This is a genomic window from Acidovorax facilis, assembly GCF_023913775.1.
Taxonomy (GTDB): domain Bacteria; phylum Pseudomonadota; class Gammaproteobacteria; order Burkholderiales; family Burkholderiaceae_C; genus Acidovorax; species Acidovorax facilis.
Genome location: NZ_JAMXAX010000004.1, coordinates 1 through 18,486, shown reverse-complemented (window position 1 = coordinate 18,486; position 18,486 = coordinate 1). Strand labels below are relative to the sequence as shown.

21 protein-coding genes are annotated in these 18,486 nt (G+C 67.3%); 14 read left to right on the top strand and 7 right to left on the bottom strand.

Features of this window, described 5'->3' with window-relative positions:
• Positions 1 to 127: 127 nt before the first annotated feature.
• The 3 genes from NFX52_RS02460 (at position 128) to NFX52_RS02450 (ending at position 4,678) form a co-directional block, all read left to right on the top strand.
• The gene (locus tag NFX52_RS02460) at positions 128 to 2,143 is read left to right on the top strand and encodes a site-specific recombinase (protein ID WP_207401883.1); all 2,016 of its coding nucleotides are present in this window, start codon (positions 128 to 130) and stop codon (positions 2,141 to 2,143) included.
• 161 nt (positions 2,144 to 2,304) lie between these two features.
• Entirely contained in the window at positions 2,305 to 3,564 is a 1,260-nt protein-coding gene (locus NFX52_RS02455) for a cation:proton antiporter (RefSeq protein ID WP_055395581.1), read from the top strand.
• Entirely contained in the window at positions 3,554 to 4,678 is a 1,125-nt protein-coding gene (locus NFX52_RS02450; RefSeq protein ID WP_055395579.1) for a YbdK family carboxylate-amine ligase, read from the top strand. Before NFX52_RS02455 ends, NFX52_RS02450 begins: the two co-directional genes overlap by 11 nt.
• Before the next feature lie 21 nt (positions 4,679 to 4,699).
• Here the strand turns inward: NFX52_RS02450 and NFX52_RS02445 are convergent, their stop codons facing one another.
• Positions 4,700 to 5,098: a tautomerase family protein gene (locus NFX52_RS02445; RefSeq protein WP_121421424.1), complete on the bottom strand. Its 399-nt coding sequence runs from the start codon at positions 5,096 to 5,098 to the stop codon at positions 4,700 to 4,702.
• On the bottom strand, positions 5,080 to 5,304 hold the full coding sequence (locus NFX52_RS02440) for a hypothetical protein (protein WP_147433269.1): 225 nt from the start codon (positions 5,302 to 5,304) through the stop codon (positions 5,080 to 5,082). Before NFX52_RS02440 ends, NFX52_RS02445 begins: the two co-directional genes overlap by 19 nt.
• Positions 5,305 to 5,467: 163 nt before the next feature.
• Here NFX52_RS02440 and NFX52_RS02435 point away from each other — a divergent pair, with 163 nt between their 5' ends.
• The 5 genes from NFX52_RS02435 (at position 5,468) to NFX52_RS02415 (ending at position 8,899) form a co-directional block, all read left to right on the top strand.
• Complete coding sequence (locus NFX52_RS02435) at positions 5,468 to 6,376, top strand: LysR family transcriptional regulator (RefSeq protein WP_055395573.1); 909 nt, start codon at positions 5,468 to 5,470, stop codon at positions 6,374 to 6,376.
• 45 nt (positions 6,377 to 6,421) lie between these two features.
• Positions 6,422 to 7,405: a thiamine-phosphate kinase gene (gene thiL, locus NFX52_RS02430; RefSeq protein WP_055395571.1), complete on the top strand. Its 984-nt coding sequence runs from the start codon at positions 6,422 to 6,424 to the stop codon at positions 7,403 to 7,405.
• A gap of 124 nt (positions 7,406 to 7,529) precedes the next feature.
• Positions 7,530 to 7,733, top strand: a complete 204-nt coding sequence (locus NFX52_RS02425; RefSeq protein ID WP_010466405.1) for a YgaP family membrane protein — start codon at positions 7,530 to 7,532, stop codon at positions 7,731 to 7,733.
• Positions 7,734 to 7,909: 176 nt separating this feature from the next.
• Positions 7,910 to 8,446, top strand: coding sequence for an RNA polymerase sigma factor (locus tag NFX52_RS02420; RefSeq protein WP_055395569.1), 537 nt, complete (start codon positions 7,910 to 7,912; stop codon positions 8,444 to 8,446).
• 99 nt (positions 8,447 to 8,545) lie between these two features.
• Positions 8,546 to 8,899 carry a hypothetical protein gene (locus tag NFX52_RS02415; protein WP_055395567.1) on the top strand — a complete coding sequence of 118 codons (354 nt, stop codon included), beginning with the start codon at positions 8,546 to 8,548 and terminating at the stop codon, positions 8,897 to 8,899.
• Between the two features lie 36 nt (positions 8,900 to 8,935).
• Here the strand turns inward: NFX52_RS02415 and NFX52_RS02410 are convergent, their stop codons facing one another.
• Positions 8,936 to 9,085, bottom strand: a complete 150-nt coding sequence (locus tag NFX52_RS02410) for a hypothetical protein (RefSeq protein ID WP_162239752.1) — start codon at positions 9,083 to 9,085, stop codon at positions 8,936 to 8,938.
• On the opposite strand from NFX52_RS02410, the gene NFX52_RS02405 reads away from it, so the two are divergent.
• Complete coding sequence (locus NFX52_RS02405) at positions 9,080 to 9,223, top strand: hypothetical protein (protein ID WP_162239751.1); 144 nt, start codon at positions 9,080 to 9,082, stop codon at positions 9,221 to 9,223. The two genes, NFX52_RS02410 and NFX52_RS02405, sit on opposite strands and share 6 nt — an antisense overlap.
• 135 nt (positions 9,224 to 9,358) lie before the next feature.
• On the opposite strand, the gene NFX52_RS02400 is transcribed toward NFX52_RS02405, so the two are convergent.
• From NFX52_RS02400 to NFX52_RS02390, 3 genes are all read right to left on the bottom strand, one after another.
• On the bottom strand, positions 9,359 to 10,699 hold the full coding sequence (locus tag NFX52_RS02400; protein WP_238385509.1) for a ferredoxin reductase family protein: 1,341 nt from the start codon (positions 10,697 to 10,699) through the stop codon (positions 9,359 to 9,361).
• Positions 10,700 to 10,827: 128 nt separating this feature from the next.
• Entirely contained in the window at positions 10,828 to 12,009 is a 1,182-nt protein-coding gene (locus tag NFX52_RS02395; protein ID WP_252635367.1) for an Acg family FMN-binding oxidoreductase, read from the bottom strand.
• 32 nt (positions 12,010 to 12,041) lie between these two features.
• Positions 12,042 to 13,082: an NAD-dependent epimerase/dehydratase family protein gene (locus tag NFX52_RS02390; protein WP_055395563.1), complete on the bottom strand. Its 1,041-nt coding sequence runs from the start codon at positions 13,080 to 13,082 to the stop codon at positions 12,042 to 12,044.
• A 142-nt stretch (positions 13,083 to 13,224) separates the two neighbouring features.
• Between NFX52_RS02390 and NFX52_RS02385 the strand changes: the two genes are divergently transcribed.
• Entirely contained in the window at positions 13,225 to 14,109 is an 885-nt protein-coding gene (locus tag NFX52_RS02385) for a LysR family transcriptional regulator (protein ID WP_055395561.1), read from the top strand.
• 21 nt (positions 14,110 to 14,130) lie between these two features.
• Here the strand turns inward: NFX52_RS02385 and NFX52_RS02380 are convergent, their stop codons facing one another.
• The gene (locus NFX52_RS02380) at positions 14,131 to 15,075 is read right to left on the bottom strand and encodes a LysR family transcriptional regulator (protein WP_055395557.1); all 945 of its coding nucleotides are present in this window, start codon (positions 15,073 to 15,075) and stop codon (positions 14,131 to 14,133) included.
• A 119-nt stretch (positions 15,076 to 15,194) separates the two neighbouring features.
• Here NFX52_RS02380 and NFX52_RS02375 point away from each other — a divergent pair, with 119 nt between their 5' ends.
• From NFX52_RS02375 to NFX52_RS02360, 4 genes are all read left to right on the top strand, one after another.
• Positions 15,195 to 15,611, top strand: a complete 417-nt coding sequence (locus tag NFX52_RS02375) for a tautomerase family protein (RefSeq protein ID WP_055395555.1) — start codon at positions 15,195 to 15,197, stop codon at positions 15,609 to 15,611.
• An 83-nt stretch (positions 15,612 to 15,694) separates the two neighbouring features.
• The gene (gloA, locus tag NFX52_RS02370) at positions 15,695 to 16,135 is read left to right on the top strand and encodes a lactoylglutathione lyase (protein ID WP_055395553.1); all 441 of its coding nucleotides are present in this window, start codon (positions 15,695 to 15,697) and stop codon (positions 16,133 to 16,135) included.
• 103 nt (positions 16,136 to 16,238) lie between these two features.
• Complete coding sequence (locus NFX52_RS02365; protein ID WP_238385508.1) at positions 16,239 to 17,906, top strand: DUF4139 domain-containing protein; 1,668 nt, start codon at positions 16,239 to 16,241, stop codon at positions 17,904 to 17,906.
• A gap of 89 nt (positions 17,907 to 17,995) precedes the next feature.
• Entirely contained in the window at positions 17,996 to 18,472 is a 477-nt protein-coding gene (locus tag NFX52_RS02360; RefSeq protein WP_055395551.1) for a universal stress protein, read from the top strand.
• Positions 18,473 to 18,486 lie beyond the last annotated feature (14 nt).

Here is an 18,486-nt window from a genome sequence, read left to right as displayed (position 1 = left end):
TGCCCCCCCAAGGGGGCCGCTTTTCATCTTGGGGCGGCCCGGCGATGAAGCATTACCCCCACACTCCCCACTCCGTGTGGTCGCTGCCCCCCAAGGGGGCCGCTTTTCATCTTGGGGCGGCCCGGCGATGAAAAACACCCCCCATTCCGACCTGGCCAGCATTCTGGCGGCTCTCGACCCGGCCGCTGACCTGGCCCATCGCCATCTGTGGCTCATCCACCTGCTGGACTGGGTGCGCGGCAAGCGCGATTCGGTGCCTGCCGCTGTGGGCCGGGTGCAGCTTTTCATCGATGCGGTCGCGGCACGGCCCGATCTCCAGCAGCGGCTGCAAGCCTGGTGGGCCACCTTGGTGGGCCAGGTCGATATCACCACCTTGCTGGCCGATTTTGGCTTTGCGCCCCGCACTGCGCTGGTCAGCGAGATGGCGGAACGTCTGCGCACCAAGCTGCTGCCGGGCAGCCCAGAGACCATCGACGCGTCCGAGCTTTTCATGCTGGCGCTGCCCAGCGCTTTTGACGCCCAGTGGCTCGCGGCGCTTGACGAAGCCCAGCTGAACCGGCTGGTGGAGTTGCTGGCTTCCCCGGGTGGCAACAACAGCCCCGGTGGCGCCACGCGCTGGCACCGCGCCCTGCTCGATGCCATCACCTACTGTGCGGGGCAGATTCTCTCGACCGGATTTGCCCCCGAACTGCGGTTGCGCATGAGCGAGTCCGCGCGCGAGGCGCAGCCTTTTCATGCACTGATCCGCGATGTGGAGAGCCTGCGCGTGGAGGTGCTGCATGCGCTGCGCACGCCTGACCGGCTCAACGAGTCGGCCCAGCGCCTGCGCGAGCGCCTGGAAGCCTGCCGCGCGGCGGCTGCCACCGTGTACACCCATTTCGAGGACAACGGCATTTCAGTGGGCCTGGTCTTTCGCCTGCGGCAGCTGCGCGAGCGCATCCTGCGCGTGCGCGAATTGCTCGACTGCCTGCTGTCGGCCCAACCAGCCGTCACGGCGGCGCAGCTCATGGCGCACCTGGTGATGGTGGGGCAGGAGCGGCGCAGCCTGCGCGCGTTGCTGGCGTCCAACTCCTCGCTGCTGGCGGCCAAGGTGGCCGAGCGCAGCGCCGAGACGGGCGAGCACTATATCACCCGCACAGGCACCGAATACCGCGCCATGCTGCGCAAGGCGGCGGGCGGCGGTGCGCTGATGGCGTTCACCACACTGACCAAGTTCGGCCTCCATGCGCTGGCGCTGTCGGCGTTCTGGGGCGGGTTCATGGCGGGGGTCAACTACGCCGTGAGCTTTGTGCTGATCCAGCTGCTGCACTTCACGGTGGCCACCAAACAACCGGCCATGACGGCGCCGGCCATGGCAGCCAAGCTCAAGGAGCTGGGCTCGGGCGGCGCGATCGAGGCGTTTGTGGATGAGATCACGCACCTGGTGCGCTCCCAGGTGGCGGCCGTGCTGGGCAATGTGCTGGTGGTCTTCCCCGCCGTGGTGGCGCTGGCCACGCTGATTGCCCTGGCCACGGGCGGCCCGGCCATCAGCGTGAAGGAGGCAGAGCATGTGCTCGCATCCTTGCACCTGCTCGGGCCTTCGCTGTTTTTTGCGGCCTTTACCGGGGTGCTGCTGTTTGCATCCAGCATCGTTGCGGGCTGGACGGAGAACTGGTTCGTGCTGCACCGCATGGACTCGGCATTGCACTACAACCCGCGCATCACGGCGCTGCTGGGCGGCGAGCGCGCCGCGCGCTGGGCCCGCTTCCTGCGCGAAAACCTCTCGGGCCTTGCGGCCAACGTCTCGCTCGGTTTCATGCTCGGCCTGGTGCCCGCGTTTGCCGCGTTTTTTGGGCTGGGGCTCGATGTGCGCCACGTCACGCTGTCCACCGGACAGGTGGCTGCCGCCAGCGCCACGCTCGGCCTGCAGGTGCTGCATTTGCCCGCGTTCTGGTGGGCTGTGGCCTCGCTGCCGTTTTTGGGCGCGCTGAATGTGTCGGTGAGTTTTTACCTGGCCTTCAGCCTGGCACTGCGCGCGCAAAACGTGAGCGGTGTAGACCGCTCGCGCATCTACGCCGCAATACGCGCCCGCCTGCGCAGCGCGCCCCTGAGCTTTTTTGTGCCAGCGCGGCAAGCCAGCGTAGGTGTATCGTCGCAGGCCTGATGGCGGGCAACCGCCGCATCTGTCCTACATGGCTGGAATGTTTCCGCCTGTAAATTCGGGGCACCAACGCCCAAGCGCACCCCCTCCCATCTGCGGAGGGCCTGTGCGCGGGCCCCTTCACACCAACGGGCACCGCCCGTCTGACGCAGAGGTTCCATGACATGAACGAAATCCTGACCTTCTGGGCGCAGTGGCTGCGCCCCTCGGCCGGGTTGCCCACGGTGCAATGGTCGCTGCTGCTGGCCGTAGCCGCCATGGCGGGCTATCTCACGCAGCGCCACACCGGCCTGCCCAAGGTACTCGGCTATTCGCTGGTGGGCACCGCCGCCGGGCTGGCCGGGTTCAGCGGTGCCGTGTGGCCGCTGCAAGGCATTGGCCTGTTCATGCTGGAGCTGGGCATTGCCCTGGTGCTCTTTGAATGTGGTGGCCGCATTCCACTGCGCTGGTTCCGTCACAACCCCATGGTGCTGGTGCAGAGCATTGCCGAATCGGTGCTCACCTACTTCGCTGTGTACTGGGTGCTGGTGTGGCTGAACCTGCCCACGCAGGTGGCCGGGCCGCTGGCCCTGGTGGCGCTGGCGGCTTCACCCGCCGTGCTCACGCGCGTGGTGGCCGACACCCGCGCCGCAGGGCCCGTGACGGAACGCGCCATCGTGCTCACCACGCTGTCCACGCTGTACGCGCTCACCCTCGGCAGCGCCAAGGCGGAGCTGCTCAACCGGCAGAGCGTGACCGTGCTCGAAACGATCTCGCCCGTGGTGGTGGTGCTGGGGGTTTCGATCATCGTGGCGGCGGTGCTGGCGCTGGTGCTGCGCATGGCGCTGCGGGTGATGAGCCCCACGAGCGAAAACACTTCCATGCTCTTCCTGGCCCTGGTAGCCGCAGGCACGGCCGTGGCCGCACACATGGGCGGCTCTGCGCCGCTGGCGGCGCTGCTCGGCGGCATGCTGCTCAAGCAGCTCAACCCCCGGCCCTGGGCCTGGCCGCGGCAGCTGGGCAATGCGTCTTCGCTGCTCACCATGCTGATGTTCGTGCTGGTCTCTACGGTGGCGGCGCAGGCCGACTGGAGCGCCCCGGTGGCCGGCGTGGTGCTGGCCCTGATTGCCGTGCGCCTGGTGGCCAAGGCCACCGGCGTGGCACTGGGCAACGTGGGCAGCGGTGCGAGCTGGAAGCAGGCGCTGTGGGTGGGCTGCGCGATGACACCGATGTCGTCCATCGCACTCTTGATCGCCTCGCAGTTCGTGCTGGCCTCGCCTTCCACCGGCCATGTGATTGCCGGTGTGGCGCTGCCGGCCATCTTGCTGATGGAGGTGCTGGGCGCCGTGATCGCCACCGTGGCCATTTACCGTGCGGGCGAAAGCTCCAAACCCTGGGCGCCATTGACCCGCAGCAACAACGGAGAAAACAGCCGTGAGTCTTGAAGCCTTCAACCATTCCGAACCGCTGACGCTGGGTGTTGAGCTGGAGCTGCAGCTCGTCAACACCAACGACTATGACCTGGCCCCCTATGCCGAGGACATGCTGCGACTCATGAAGAAAACCCCGCTGCCCGGCAGCGTGGTGCCCGAGATGACGAACAGCATGATCGAGATCTCGACCGGGATCTGCCACTCGGCCAGCGAGGTGCTTGGCCAGCTCACGCCCATCCGCGATGCGCTGGTGAAAAGCGCTGACAAGCTCAACATCGCCGTGGTGGGCGGTGGCACGCACCCCTTCCAGCAGTGGCACGAGCGGCGCATCTACGACAAGCCGCGTTTTCGTGAGCTGTCCGAGCTGTATGGCTACCTGTCCAAGCAGTTCACCATCTTCGGCCAGCACGTGCACATCGGCTGCCCCGACGCGAACGCCGCGCTGCTCATGCTGCACCGCATGTCGCGCTACATCCCTCACTTCATCGCACTGTCGGCATCGAGCCCCTATGTGCAGGGCCAGGATACCGCCTTCGACTCGGCACGCCTGAACTCGGTGTTTGCGTTTCCGCTGTCAGGCCGCGCCCCCATGGCCCTGACCTGGGATGACTTCACGGTTTACTTCGACAAGATGACGCGCACCGGCGTGGTCAAGAGCATGAAGGACTTCTACTGGGACATTCGCCCCAAGCCCGAGTTCGGCACCATCGAGATCCGCGTGTTCGACACGCCACTGACCATTGAGCGCGCTGCCGCACTCGCGGGCTACGTGCAGTCGCTGGGCGCGTGGTTTCTGGCCGACCAGCCCTTCATGCCCGCCGAAGACGACTACCTTGTGTACACCTACAACCGCTTCCAGGCCTGCCGTTTTGGCATGGATGCGGTGTATGTAGACCCGGCTACGGGCGACCACATGCCGCTGCGCGAGCACATCCTCAAGACCATGGACAAGATCGCCGGACACGCCGCCGTGCAAGGCGCATCAAGCGCCATGCACATGCTGCGCACTGAGGCGGAAGCGGGCCAGAACGACGCGCGCTGGCTGCGCGAGCGCCAACGCGAAGAGCAATTGCTGGCCGAGGTCAGCCGCCAGGCAGCGCAGCGCTTTCGCGGCGCACCAGCCTGAGCGCGCCTCGCACCCGCACCTTCACGCCGCCAGCGCCAGCTTGCGCGCCTGCTGCGTGCGCCCGCCATAGCCCCAGTCGCTGGCGAGCAACTCCCGCACCACCACGTAGCTGGCCGTGGCCAGCGCGCCGTCACCGGCCAGCTGGCGCTGCAGTTCAGCAAATGCGGCCTGGATGAAGGCGGCCTTCTCTTCCCGTGTGTTCGTACCCTCTGTGATGCTGATCTCCAGCAGTGCCGTGGGCTGCGCGATGGGCGCACCGCCGATGTGCCAACGCGCGGCGGGCAGGTCGTCGATGACCACCGCCGTCACCTCGCGGCGCTTGCCCAGCAGGTCCACGGTCAAGTCGGTCAGCGCGCTGGCCAGCTGCCGGTAGCGCTCGGGGTTTTGTAGCGGGGCGAGTTTCAGAACAAGGGTTGGCATGGTGTTTTCAGCTCCGGGGTGGAAGGATTCATGGGCGCAGCTTCAGTGCGCGCGAGATGGAAAGCCCGGCGGACCATGCGCAGGAACCCACGCGCCACCCAGGTGTGGGCTTCGCGAATCGCGTCCTGCCGCAGCTGCAGCGCGTGGCGCTTGGCCTCGTCGCGCAGTCGCTGGTAGTCATCGGGGTGCAGGTGCTGTGGGTACATGCTCATTTCCTTTCAGGGTGAAGCCACTGTAGGCAGCACCGGACACGGCGGAAACCGCCTGCGCTGCAAGGCCGTTTTGCACAGATTGCAAGGGGCCTGTGCGCGCATCGAGCGCGACGATTCGTGCAGAGGCTCCCCAGCCCCCCGCCGTTACCATTGCCCGATGCGCGATATCCGCTTTGAAGACATGCACCTGTTCGTGCGCGTGACCGATCTGGGCTCGCTCTCGGCGGTAGCGCGCGAGCGCGATGCGCCGGTGAGCCAGGTCTCACGCACCTTGGCGCGCATCGAGGAAGCCTGCGGCGCACGGCTGCTGCACCGCACGACCCACGGCCTCACTCCCACACCCGAGGGGCTGACCTTTCTGGACTACTGCCGCCGCATCACCGGCACGCTCGACGAGCTGGAGGGCGAGTTCGCCCAGCAAAGTGGCCAGCCCAGCGGCTGGGTGCGAGTGGCGTCCAGCTCGGTGGTGGCCGAACACCTGCTGATCCCCAGCTTCGACAGCCTGCAGCACAAGCACCCGCAACTGCGTGTGGAACTGGTAGTGGACGACCGCATGGCCGACATGGCGCGCGATGGCATCGACATCGCCATCCGCACCGGCCCGCCGCTGACCGACACCGTGGTGGCGCGCCCGCTGGGCACGCTGGCACGCGCGCTGTACGCCACACCCGGCTACCTGCAGACACACGGCGTGCCCCAGCGCCCCGAGGATCTGCGCCAGCACCGGCTCATCACCAACAGCGCGGTGGCGTTTCTGAACCACTGGCCTTTCCAGATCAATGGCGAACCGCAGGTGCTGGTGGCCGAGGGCCACTGGCGCTCGGGCAGCACGGCCATCACCGCGCGTTTGGCGCTCCAAGGCCTGGGCATTGCGCGCCTGGCCACCGTGGTGGCCGAGCCCCTGGTGCGGCAGGGTTTGCTGGCACCGGTGCTGGCCCATTGCGTGGACCTGCAGCCCAGCCCCATCCACGCCATCACCCTCACCCGCAGGCACCGGCTGCCCAAGATCCAGGCCTGCATCGACCACTGGGCGCAGTGGTTTTCCGCCGCAGAGCCGACCGACTGAGCGGGTTCGCGCCGTTTTCTTCCTCCGATTCTTTAGGACCGCACCGTGGGTGAATTCGACCTGATTGCACGTTACTTCACGCGCCCCGCGCGCCCGGACGGTGCCGTTGCGCTGGGAGTGGGCGACGACTGCGCGCTGCTCGCGCCCACACCCGGCATGCAGCTGGCCATCTCCAGCGACATGCTGGTAGAGGGCCGCCACTTCTTTGCGGACGTGGACCCGGACGCACTGGGCCACAAGGCGCTGGCCGTGAACCTGTCGGACCTGGCGGCGTGCGGCGCGCGCCCGCTGGCGTTTACCCTGGCCTTGTCACTACCCCGGGTGGATGAGGCCTGGCTGGAAGGCTTCTCGCGCGGGATGTGGGCGCTGGCCGATGCCCACGGCTGCGAGCTGGTGGGGGGCGACACCACGCAGGGCCCGCTCAATATTTGCATCACCGTGTTTGGCGAGGTGCCCCCCGGCCAGGCCCTGCTGCGCAGCGGTGCGCGGCCCGGCGACGACATCTACGTGAGCGGCAACTTGGGCGACGCCCGCCTGGCGCTGGAGGCACTGCTGGGCCACACCCCCCTGCCCGCCGACGTGCTGGCCCGCGCGCGCCAGCGGTTGGAGCGCCCCACCCCGCGTGTGGCCCTGGGCCTGGCCCTGCGCGGCGTGGCCAGCAGCGCCATGGATGTGAGCGACGGGCTGCTGGGCGACCTGTCGCACATCCTCAAGGCCTCAGGCGTAGGGGCCCGGATCGACACGCACATCACTTCAAAACTGATAGCTGCTAGCGCTTATCCATCAAGCGCTGGAGCCCTATTTGATGCTGAATTGATTCGCCAATGCACGTTGGCAGGTGGCGACGACTACGAGCTGGCCTTCACCGCCCCGCCCACGCAGCGTGACGCGGTGGCCGCCGCGTCGCAGGCAAGCAGCACGCCCGTCACCCGCATCGGCACGGTGCTGGTCACACCTGGACTGCAACTGGTGGATGCACAGGGCCAACCGGTAGACAAGCGCTACGCCTCGTTTGACCATTTCCGGTAACGGGCAGCCGTGACTGGCAAAAAATTTTTCGCAACCCATGAATCCTTTTGCGAAACCCGCGGCTCTTGGTGATGGAGGCGCCCTGTGTTGGCACCTCCTTCAACCGACCAAGGAGCCCATTCCCATGCTGTACCGCAAAAACATCACCCGCCCCGAAAGCCTGCTGCGCGTTGTGGGGGGCGTCGCCCTCATCGCTGCGGGCCTCTGGTGGCTGGCCGCATCGCCCCTGGGCCTGGCGCTGGCCGCCTCGGGCGTTGGCAGCATCCTGAGCGGCGCATTTGGCTACTGCCCCGCCTGCGCCATGGTGGGCCGCAAGCCTGTCGAATGACATGAAACAACACCCCCTGAGTCGCTTCGCGCCCTCACCCCCTGCTCTTCTCACGCTGCGCCTGGGCGGTGGACGCAGCCAGCGCGGCGGGGCGGCCCTTGCGCGGCTGCCCGCGCAGGGGTCGCGCCGGTTTCACAGGCTGCGGGTGGCGCAATGCGCTGTGGAGGACTAAAACCATGACCGCCCCCACACTCGCCCAGCTGCTTCCCGCCGCGCGCAGCGGCGACACCGTGGCGATGGAGCAGCTGCTGCGCCTCACCCGCCCCGACATCCGCCGCTATGCGCTGCGCCATTGCGCAGCCACCACGGCCACCGACGACGTGGTGCAGGAGGCGCTCATCATCGTGTACCGCCGCGTGGGCGCGCTGCGCGAGGTGGCGGCGTTTGGTGGCTGGGTGGTGCGCATCGTGCAGCGCCTGTGCATGCGGCCGATGCTGGCGTGGCTCAAGGCCGAGCCACTGGCGCAAGTCGAAGACAACCTCGCCTGGTCGCACCGCCCCGACCACGAGCTGCGCCACGACCTGGCCCTGGCCATCGACTCGCTGCCACCGATCTACCGCGATGCGCTCCTGATGCGCGACTTCGAGGAGCTCACGATCGAGGAGATGGCCGGGCGCCTGGGCACCACGCGCGAGGCCGCCAAAAGCCGACTGCACCGTGCCAGGGCCCTGGTGCGCGAGTACCTGGTGCCATCGGCGCCTGCGGCTCGCTGAGCCCCGCTGTGCACGCAATCTAACGGGCTGCGCAATAGTTCACGCAGCACGCTGCAGGCTTGTGCGTGGCCCGTGCAACAAGGTGCAACATCGCGCTCCATGGCTTATACCTACCTGTTCTTTCAGCCCGCAAGGTTGCCGCTGTCCACCGACGAGCTCTCACCCGACACGGTGCTGATGCTGCGCGACATCCATCACATCAAAACATCGCTCGCGCAGATGGTGCCGGGCCTGGAGTGGGCCCTGCCCACCTGGGGCCACGCCACGGTGCTGGGCCACGGGGTGGAATTCCATCTCCCCGACAACGTGTCCGATGGCCCGCTCGCCATGCATTGCTCGCTGCGCACCGACTACACCGCCTGGGTGCAGGCGCTGTGCGACGCGCTGGGCTGGCTGGCGTTCGACGAACGGCCCATGTGCCTGCAGCCCCACGGCCCATCGTTTCCCGCCTGAGAGTCCGCCCTGCGGGGCAGGTGCCGAAGACCCCGGCTACTTCGCAATGATGGTCAGCAACGCTTCACGCGTGGACTGCGCGCCCGCATAGGCAAAGGCCTTGCGGTACTGGGCCGAGAGCTTGCCCCACGGGGCGATGCAAACCAGATGGAGGCCTACCGCAGCACGCATGTGGGCGATGTGCATGACACCTCGCCCTACCCGGCCGACAACCCACCGAACATCGAGCCCTGTGTGAAGAGAGACAAGCCCCAGTTCATCTTCACCGCGGACTGGATACGGCGCATGGGCAGGCTGATCGCGTTCGTAGCGCTGGGGGCATGAGCACCTCACGGCCAACATTACGGGCACCATTTGCTATATTTTCAATAGCTATTTGCGCTTACCTGTAAAGCGCTGAGTGGCAATTTGGCTCATTTTCTCCTGCCCCACCCGGAGCGCCGGGGAGAAAACCCCGCCTCAACGCATCTGGAACAGCTCCTGGTGAAAGCGCGCAGGCGAGCGCCCCAGCTGCTGCATGCCCAGGCGCACCGCCTCGGCAAAACCCTGCGGCCCACAGAACCACACGCTCGCCGCCGGGCTGGTGCCCGCCAGCAGCGCTGTGGGTGTCACGGGCCCAGCGTCGTCGCTGTAGTGGATCTCCAGCGTCACGCTGGGCAGGCGCGCGCACAGCGCGGCCATGCGCTCGGCAAACACCGCCTCGCCTGCATGGCGCACGCAGTAGTGCAGGTGCACCCGGGGCGCCAGCGCGGGCGTGGACTGCATCGACTCCAGCCAAGCCATGAACGGCGTGGCGCCAATGCCTGCGGCCACCCACACCTGCTCGGTGGCGCTGTCGCCGCGAAAGTCAAAGCAGCCATACGGCCCCTCGATGCTCACCGTCTGGCCCGGCTGCACCTGCAGGGGCAGCTGCCCCGTGTGGTCGCCCAGCGCCTTGATGGCAAACCGCAGCGCGCCGTCGCCCTGGTCGGCGTTGAGCAGGGTGAAGGGGTGCGCCCCCTCGGCACGACCAAAGGTGACAAACGCAAACTGACCGGCCGCATGCTTCCAGCGACTGGCGGGGCTGACCTGGCAGGTCACTTCCAGCACCCCAGCCCCTTGGGGCGACACGCTCACCACACGGGCCGCATGGCGGCGGCTGCGCCCGATGGCCCCGGCCAGCGAGCGCACTGCGCACAGCACCCCCACCAGCGTGCACAGGCCCACCAGCACACCCGCAGGCTGCTGCCACCAAGCGGGCGGCGTGAGCACCACAGCATGGAAGGCCAGCACCAGGTACACCACGGCCAGCAGCTTGTGCAGGTAGCGCCACACGTGGTACGGAAACCGCTGCCACAGCGTGATGACCAACATGGCCGCGAGGAACCACACAGCCCATTCCCCCATCTCCTCGGCCAGGTGGCGGAAGGTGTTGAGCCACCAATCCGCGCGCGGCGCGCGCACTGGGCGGCCTACCCAGTCAGCCAGCAGGCTGCGCGACAGCTGAAGCCCGTAGTGCAGCAACGCCAGCACAATCGCGCCGATGCCCGCCCACTTGTGCAGGCGGTAGCTCTTGTCCAGGCCACCCAGCGGTTTTTCCAGCCACGCGGGCCGCACGGCCAGCACCATGATCAGCGACATCAGCGTCCAGGCTGCCACCCCGGTGAGCAGGATCAGCTGGTTACGCCACCACCAGACATCGCTCCACGCGGGCGGTGCAGGCTGGGGCACGATCAAAGCCAACATCCACACGCCGATGGCCACCGCCAGAGTGCCCCCCAAAACCTTCTTCCACATCACCAGCCCCACTAATTGTTGCAATGCAGCAACTGTAGAAACCCGCGATGAACGCCACCTGAACAGTGTGTGAAGCAGCGGCAAAGCGCGCCAGCTTGTGGCCGGAGGTTGATCTGCATCAGCCCTTTGCGCAGGTGCTGCCCTCCTCGGAATCAAGCCTGCACAAAACGCGCAAGCGGCCTGCGCGGCGTGGCAGGCACCTCGCCCTGCGGGTAGCCAATGCGGCAGAACATCTGCACGGCGGGCTCCTGGGGTGTGCGCGGCGCGGGCCGCCCCAGCACCAGCTGGTGCACGCGCTCGAAGTGCGGGGCCATCTCGGCAAATTCCTGCACCGCCTGGCTCATGGGGTGCATGCCCACACCCAGCGCCGTGGCCTGCAACTGCTGGCGCACATACAGGCGCCCGGTATGAATCTGGTCGCTGCGCGTGTTGGGGCCGGCAATCCACACAAAACCCATGGCCGTGCGGCTGTGGCCTTCAAAGCGGCCCATGGCATTTTTGTACGCCGCGCTGCCTTCGGCGGGTGGTGCGGAGCGGTCGAACAGGCCAAGGGCCGACACCGCGCGCACAAAGGGCGAGTTGATCGAGATGCCATCACGGTGCTGCAGGATCTCGGCCGGGCCCACGCGGGTGAGCTGGATGCTTTCCATCATCGTGCGCGGCGTGAGCAGCTCCACCCGGGCGGACTCCCAGCACAGCGTGCGCAGCGCAGGCAACTGGGCGTCACTGACGGTGCCGCCGACGCTGAGCGGGGCTTGAACCGGCGCGCTGCGCAGCAACCGGGCCAGCAACTCGGGCGCCACGGGGCGGGTGGTGTCGAAATCGGTCTTGGGCGTGCGGCGCAGCAGCACCTGGGCAAACAGCGGGTCGGGCTGGCCGCCCGGCTTGAGGGTGATGCGCGCCACGGGACGGTTGTCCCAGTCCTTCAGGGCCGCAGGCATCTCGCCCTGCGGCCACAGCAGCACCTCGCTGGCCACGCCTTGCTGGGCCAGCGCCATCACCAGCAGTTCCAGGAAGGCGCCGTGGCCGATGAGTATCTGGCGCCCCCACGGGTCGGTCTGTGGCAGCACCCGCGCAGGGTCGGTGCGCAGGGTGATGACACCGCTCTCGCGCAAGTCCACCAGCCAGGGCTGCAGGTTGTGCGAATTGGGCGCGGTGATGGCGTAGGCCACCGCCCGGCGGCGCACATCGGTCTCGCCCACGGGGCCCTGCCAGGCCTCGACCGCCTCGGCGGGATAGTGCGAGCCCACGGCGCCGCAGGCGACCAGCGTGCCGGTGGTGGCGGCGGCGATGGTGCCACCACCTGCCAAACGAATGAAGTTGCGACGGTTCATGAGAAGACTCCGGTGGTTCAAAGGTTGTGCCGTCAGGCCAGCGCAGCGCGGGTCGAACGCAAGGCTACGAGCCCCAAATCTGCCAGCGCCTGGCGCACGGCCTGATCGAAGGGGGTGTGGGGCTCGTCGCCGATGAGCGCGCGCAGGCGGGTGTTGTCCAGACGGTGGGGCGTGCGCCACAGATAGCGCATGTCCGCCAGCGCAGCGAACGTGGGGGCCACCAGCCCCATCACGCGCAGCAGCGGCCACGGCAACCGCCCCACCCGCAGCGCGCCCGCATCGGGCAGCCAGCCCTGCTCTGCAGCAATGGCCGTGAAGCTGTGCAGCCACTGCTGCGCCGTGACGTGATGGCCAGCGAAATGCAGGCACTCGAAGGGGGCCAGCCGGTCCCGCTCTTGCGCCACGCGCACGAAGGTGCGGGCGAGGTCGGGCAGATAGGCCCAGGGCGTGGCTACGTCCAGCGGGCCGGGCCAGGTGATGCGGCCCCGGGGCAGGTCCTTGGCAATGGCCTGGTCCAGCCAGCTGCCGGTGCCACTGCCAAAGAAGTCCCCGGCGCGCAGCACCACGGCGCGCATGTCGCCCCCTTGCGTGGCAGCCTGCAGGCGCAGCTCCAGTTGCACCCGCATGCGGCCCTTGAAGCCCGTGGCGGCCTGGGGTGTGTCTTCGTGCAGCACGGGCGGCATGCCTTCGCCAAAGTTGTAGACGTTGCCCGGCAGCATCAGCGTGGCGCGCAGCTGGCGGGTGACGGCAATGGCAGCTTCCATCAACGCGGGCGCCTCTTCGCGCCAGGCCTTGTGCGTGTAGGCGGGGTTGAGCGCATGCACCACCACCTGCGCGCCTTGCGCCTGGGCCGCCAGTGCGGCGGTGTCCTCCACCGCCACGGGCATCCACCACACACCGGCGATGGCGGGCAGCGCAGGCCCGCGCGCACCGGGCCGCACCTGGGCCAGCACCTGCCAGCCGGCCTGGGCAAAGGCCCGGGCCGCCGCCAGTCCCAGCCGGCCCCGGGCGCCCAGGATCAACACAGTGGAAGGGTTGTCCGTGCAGGGCGGAAAACGGGGGTGGGTGGTCATGTCAGGGCTCCATTCACAAGGGATGTATCGATTGTGGAAACGCAGAGCCCGTTACACAATTGGCTAAGCATCCATAACAGCAATGCAAATTTGAATACCTCCAACCACCCTGCTGTTACCCCGTTGCAGGCACGCTATCGCCATGAACCAAACCTTTGACTGGAGCCTGGTGCAGTCCTTTCTGGCCGCGCTGGACCAGGGCAGCCTGCTGGGCGCAGCCCGGGTGCTCAACGCCAGCCAGCCCACCATTGGTCGCCACATTGCCGAACTCGAATCGCAGCTGGGCGTGGTGCTGTTTGAGCGCACCGGGCGCGGCCTGCTGCCCACGGCCACGGCGTTGCGGCTGGCCGAATCGGCCCGCGCCATGGAGATGGGCGCCCACCAGCTGGCACGCAGCGTGTCGGGCGCTGAGGAAGGCGTGAGCGGCACCGTGCGCATCACCGCCAGCCAGCCCGTGGCCTGCGTGCTGCTGCCGCCCGTACTGGCGCGCATGCGCCAGGCGCTGCCCGAGGTGCAGGTCGAGCTGGTGGCCAGCAACCAAGTCACCAACCTGCTGCGCCGCGAGGCCGACATTGCGCTGCGCATGGTGCGCCCCGACCAGGCCAGCCTGGTGGCCAAACGCATCGGCGCGGTCACGCTGGGCGCCTATGCCCACCGCGACTACCTGCGCCGCAAAGGCACACCCCGGCAGCCGCCCGACCTGCTGCAGCACGAGCTGGTGGGCAACGACCGGCACGAGGACATCCTGCAAGGCTTTGCCGCCATGGGCTACCCGGTGGAGCGCCAGCACTTCGCGTTTCGCACCGACGACCTCATGGCGTATTGGGAAGCCGTGCGCGCAGGATTGGGCATCGGCTTTGTGGGCAACTACATGGCCCGCACCGACCCAAACGTGGTGGCGGTGCTGCCCCAGCTTGCGTTGCCCGAGCTGCCTATCTGGCTCACGGTGCACCGCGAGATCCGCACCAGCCGCAGGATTCGGGCGGTGTATGACTTTTTGGCGGCGCAAGTGCCCGGGGTGTTGTAGCCCCGTGCCTGCGCTGCACGCCTACCCCCTGTCGGGGCGCAACAGCATGCCGGGTTCACCCGATGGTTTTGCAAACGACGCAAAGCAGGTCTGCAAATAGTCCATGGTGGCCAGCACTTTGGGCGCGCGGTGCCGGGTGCTCAGAATCACCGCAAATATGGGATGGCTCCCGCGTTCCACGGCCTGTGGCAAGACCGGCAAGAGCTTGCCCTGGTCCACCAGCGCCTGGCCAATCACGTCGTTCATGCGTGCAATGCCCGCGCCACCCAGGGCGAGGGAGATCACCGCTGCGCTGCTGTTGACCTGCACTTTGCCCTTCACCATCAGCATGGTGGGCTCGCCGTTCACCCGAAAATCCCATTGGTTGTGCGACGGGGTGGAGGCGTTGGATATGAGCCGATGCGCAGCCAAATCCTGCACGGATATCGGAGCTCCGTACGTTTGCACATACCCAGGTGATGCATAGAGTGCACGGCCATGGCTGCCCAGCGACCGCGCCACGGATGCCTGTGCCGGGTCGACGCCAGCGCGAATCGCAATATCAATCGACTCATCGGCCATGTCCACCACACGGTCTTCCATCTGAAGTTCGACCGTCAGCCCCGGATACTGGGCCCCCAGAAGGTGCAGCTTGGGAATCAAGACATATTCAGCGAGCAGCTGGCTGACACTGATGCGCACCGTGCCGCCAATGTGCAGCGAACGCCCACCAAATCCGTCTCGCAACTGGGCATATTCGCCCAAAATCCGCCGCGCGTGCTCCAGGAACATTTCGCCCTCTTCCGTGAGCGACAGGCTGTGGGTGGTGCGGTGGGCCAGACGCAAGCCGCAGGCCGCCTCGATGCGGGCCATGCCGCGCGAGACGTGGCTTGCAGCCACGTTGCGCTCGCGTGCCACGGTTGAAAACGAGTGTGCCGAGGCAATTTGCACAAACAAGGCGAAGTCATCCAGCGTGAGGTTGTCCATAGTTGTGCATTTTCTGCACAAGCGCTGTGTCCGGCCAGCTGTTTCCGAAGTCTTTGCGATTCGCGACAGTCCGGGTGTGCGGATGGTCCGCACCAAGCCATCAACTTTCTGAAGCTGCTATGCCCCTCACACTCATCATCACCGAAGGCATCCTGCCCAAAAACCGCCAACAAAGCACCATGGCACGCCTGTCGGAGGCCTTTCTCAAGCTGCACGGCTTGGCTGGCAACAAGTTCTTCACACCCAACGTCATTGGGCATATTTCAGAGCTCCCTGAGGGCAGCACCTACGCGGGAACAAGCCCGACCAACGTCGCCATCGTGGAATGGCTCACGCCCTCATTTGCATTTGCCACACGGGAAGTGCAAACCGCCTATGTCGCCGAGGCCACCGAGATCCTCTTTGAAGCCTGCGGCGGCAAGCAGCCCCGCGAAAACATCTGGGTCAACCTGAAATACGCGGTGGACGGCATGTGGGGCATTGGCGGCAAGGCCTACACCAACCAGGAGCTGGGCGAAGCAGCAGCCCACGGGTAAATCCAGCACGCCTCAACACGGTGTGTGCGACTGTATCGCCCCACTTTGCCACACCGTGTGTCCAACCCACCCCAAGCCCCACTATGAAGACTCTTGACGATGAAGGACTGAGCCCCCGGCCCACCCGATTGCTGCATACCATGTTGCGGGTGGCAGATCTGGAGCGGTCCATCGAGTTCTACACCAACAAGCTGGGGATGCGCCTGCACCGCCAGGAGCGCTTCCCCCAAGGCCGCTTCACCTTGGCTTTTGTCGGCTATGGCCACGAGTCCACCGACGCCAGCATTGAACTGACCTACAACTGGGACCAGTCTGCCTATCAACGTGGGACGGCCTACGGACACATCGCGTTGGCCGTTCACAGTGTGGCCAAAAGCTGCGCCAGCCTGCAAGCCGCCGGGGTTTCGGTAGTTCGCGAGGCGGGGCCCATGCAGTCCCTCTCTCCGGACCGGACTTCAGCAGAAAACATTGCCTTCATTGAAGACCCTGACGGCTATCAGATAGAGCTGATTGAGCGGCGGTAGCGCGATCCCCCGCGAATCGCCGGAGGCACACCACGCGGGGGCACTGCATCCGCAGCTCGGGCTGCTAGCATCCTTCGCTGTCCATCCACGCCCAAGGAGTCCCGTGATTCATAGCCCCAATATCCCGCGCCTGCACCGTACCTTGGGCCTTTTGAGCGCGGCACTGCTCTCCATCGCGGCCTCGTCGGCCCACGCCCAGGACACCTCCCGCATCGCCCGGGTCACCGTCTACCCCGGCAGCGCCACGGTGGAGCGTGTGGCCAAGGTGCCCGCTGGCGCGCGCAGCCTCACGCTGGCCTGCCTGCCCGCGTCGCTGGATGTGCAAAGCCTGCAGATCAACGCCGACCCCGCCGTGCGTGTGGGCGAGTTCAACGTGCTCACCGAAGACCGCGATGTGGCGGCGGGCTGCGCGAGCCCGCTGGATGGCCGCATCCGCGAACTGGAAGACCAGATCGCGGGAGTGAAGGCCGAAGCCTCCGCCCTGCAACTGGTGGATGGTTACCTGCGCAGCGTGGCACAAACCGGCAATGGCCAGGAGGCGGCAGCGCCTGCTACAAGCGCCCCCCGTGTCGCCACCCCGACGCCCGCACAGATCACCGCTACCGCCGATGTACTGCGCAAGTCTGGTCAAGACAGCTTTGCACGCGCGCACCAACTGCAACGCAAGCAGGAGGCGCTGGAGCTGGCCCTCAAGCCCCTGGTGGCCGAGCGCGACCGCGTGGCCAGCCAGCGTGCGCGGGTGGTGTCCGTCACCATCAACCTGGCCGCCGAGCGCGAGGCCGAGCTGCGCCTGTCTTACCAAGTACGCGGCCCTGGCTGGCAACCCACCTACCGTGCCACGCTGGATGCCACCAAATCCACCGTGTTGATCGAGCGCCAGGCGCTGGTGGCGCAAAACAGTGGCGAAGACTGGAGCAACGTTCAACTGACCCTGTCCACCGGCCAGCCAGGCCGCGCCACACAGGGCCGCTTGCCGCGCGAATGGACGCTGGATGTGGCCCCGCCGCCGCGCCCCGTGGCCGCAGCCGCCCCGGCCGTGGCGATGGCCATGGCGGCAGCGCCTTCGCCCGTGGCACGCTCGCGCAACGCGGTCGAGGAGGCCATGCCCACCTTCGACGTCAGCACCCTCGACAAGGGTTTTGCCACCGAGTTCGCCGTGCCGCAGCGCATCACCGTGCCATCAAGCGGCCAGCGCGTGACGCTGGCGCTGGGCAACCACACGGCCCCCGCCACGCTGATCACCCGCACAGCCCCCGCCGTGGAAGAAGCCGCCTACCTGGTGGCCCACATGGCCCAGCCGCCGGGCGTGTGGCCCGCAGGGCCGGCAGGTCTGTACCGCGACGGCGCGTTTGTGGGCAACGGGCGCATCGACTTCTCCACCCCCAGCGCGGGCGCACCCGAGGGCAGCGCCAGCCTGTCATTTGGCCGCGATGAACTCGTCACCGTGCGCGCCGAGCCCGCGCAGGACCTGACGGGCAGCACCGGCTTTACCGGCTCGCGCACCGAGCGCAAGACCCGCCGCGCCTACAGCGTGGAGAACCGCCACAAGACCGGCATCACGCTGCAGGTGCTGCATGCCGCGCCGGTGTCGCGCAACGAGAAGATCGAGGTCGAATCGCGCTACCAGCCCCAGCCCACCGACACAGCCTGGAACCGCACGCCCGGCACCGTGGCCTGGCAGCAGCCGCTGGCCGCAGGCGCCACGGCGCAGTTCAGCGCCGAGCACACCATCCGCTACCCCAAGGATGTGGAGCTGCAAGAACGCCAGTGAACCGGCAACTGCAGCCCGCACTCACCCACAACAGTCGTTCACAATCGACAACAGCGCCCCACGAAAGAGCCCGAGGAGCCAGCCCCACCATGAGTTACCAACACATCCTCGTTGCCGTTGACGGCAGCCCCACGTCGAACCACGCCGTGGCCCAGGCCACCAGCCTCGCGCAATCCACGGGCGGCCGCATCCGGCTGCTGAATGTGATGGACCCGGTGGCCCACATCAGCGGCTTTGAGCAGCCCGAGGTCTACAGCCAGGAGGTACTGCCCCGCCTGCGCAAGGCCGGCGAAGCCCTGCTGCGCCAGGCCCAGGAGCGCGTGGCGCAACGCGGTGTACCGGTAGACACTGTGCTGATTGAAAACCTGGACGCCCGCGTGGCGCAGCTGGTGGTGGAGCATGCCCAGGCCTGGGGGGCCGACCTGATCGTGCTGGGCACGCACGGGCGCCGTGGCCTGGCCCGAGTGCTGATGGGCAGCGATGCCGAGCAGATTGCACGCACCGCGCCCGTGCCCGTGTTGCTGGTGCGCCTGCCCGCAGGGGCAGACGTGGCCGCCAGCGCCTGACAGCCCCTCCCTCG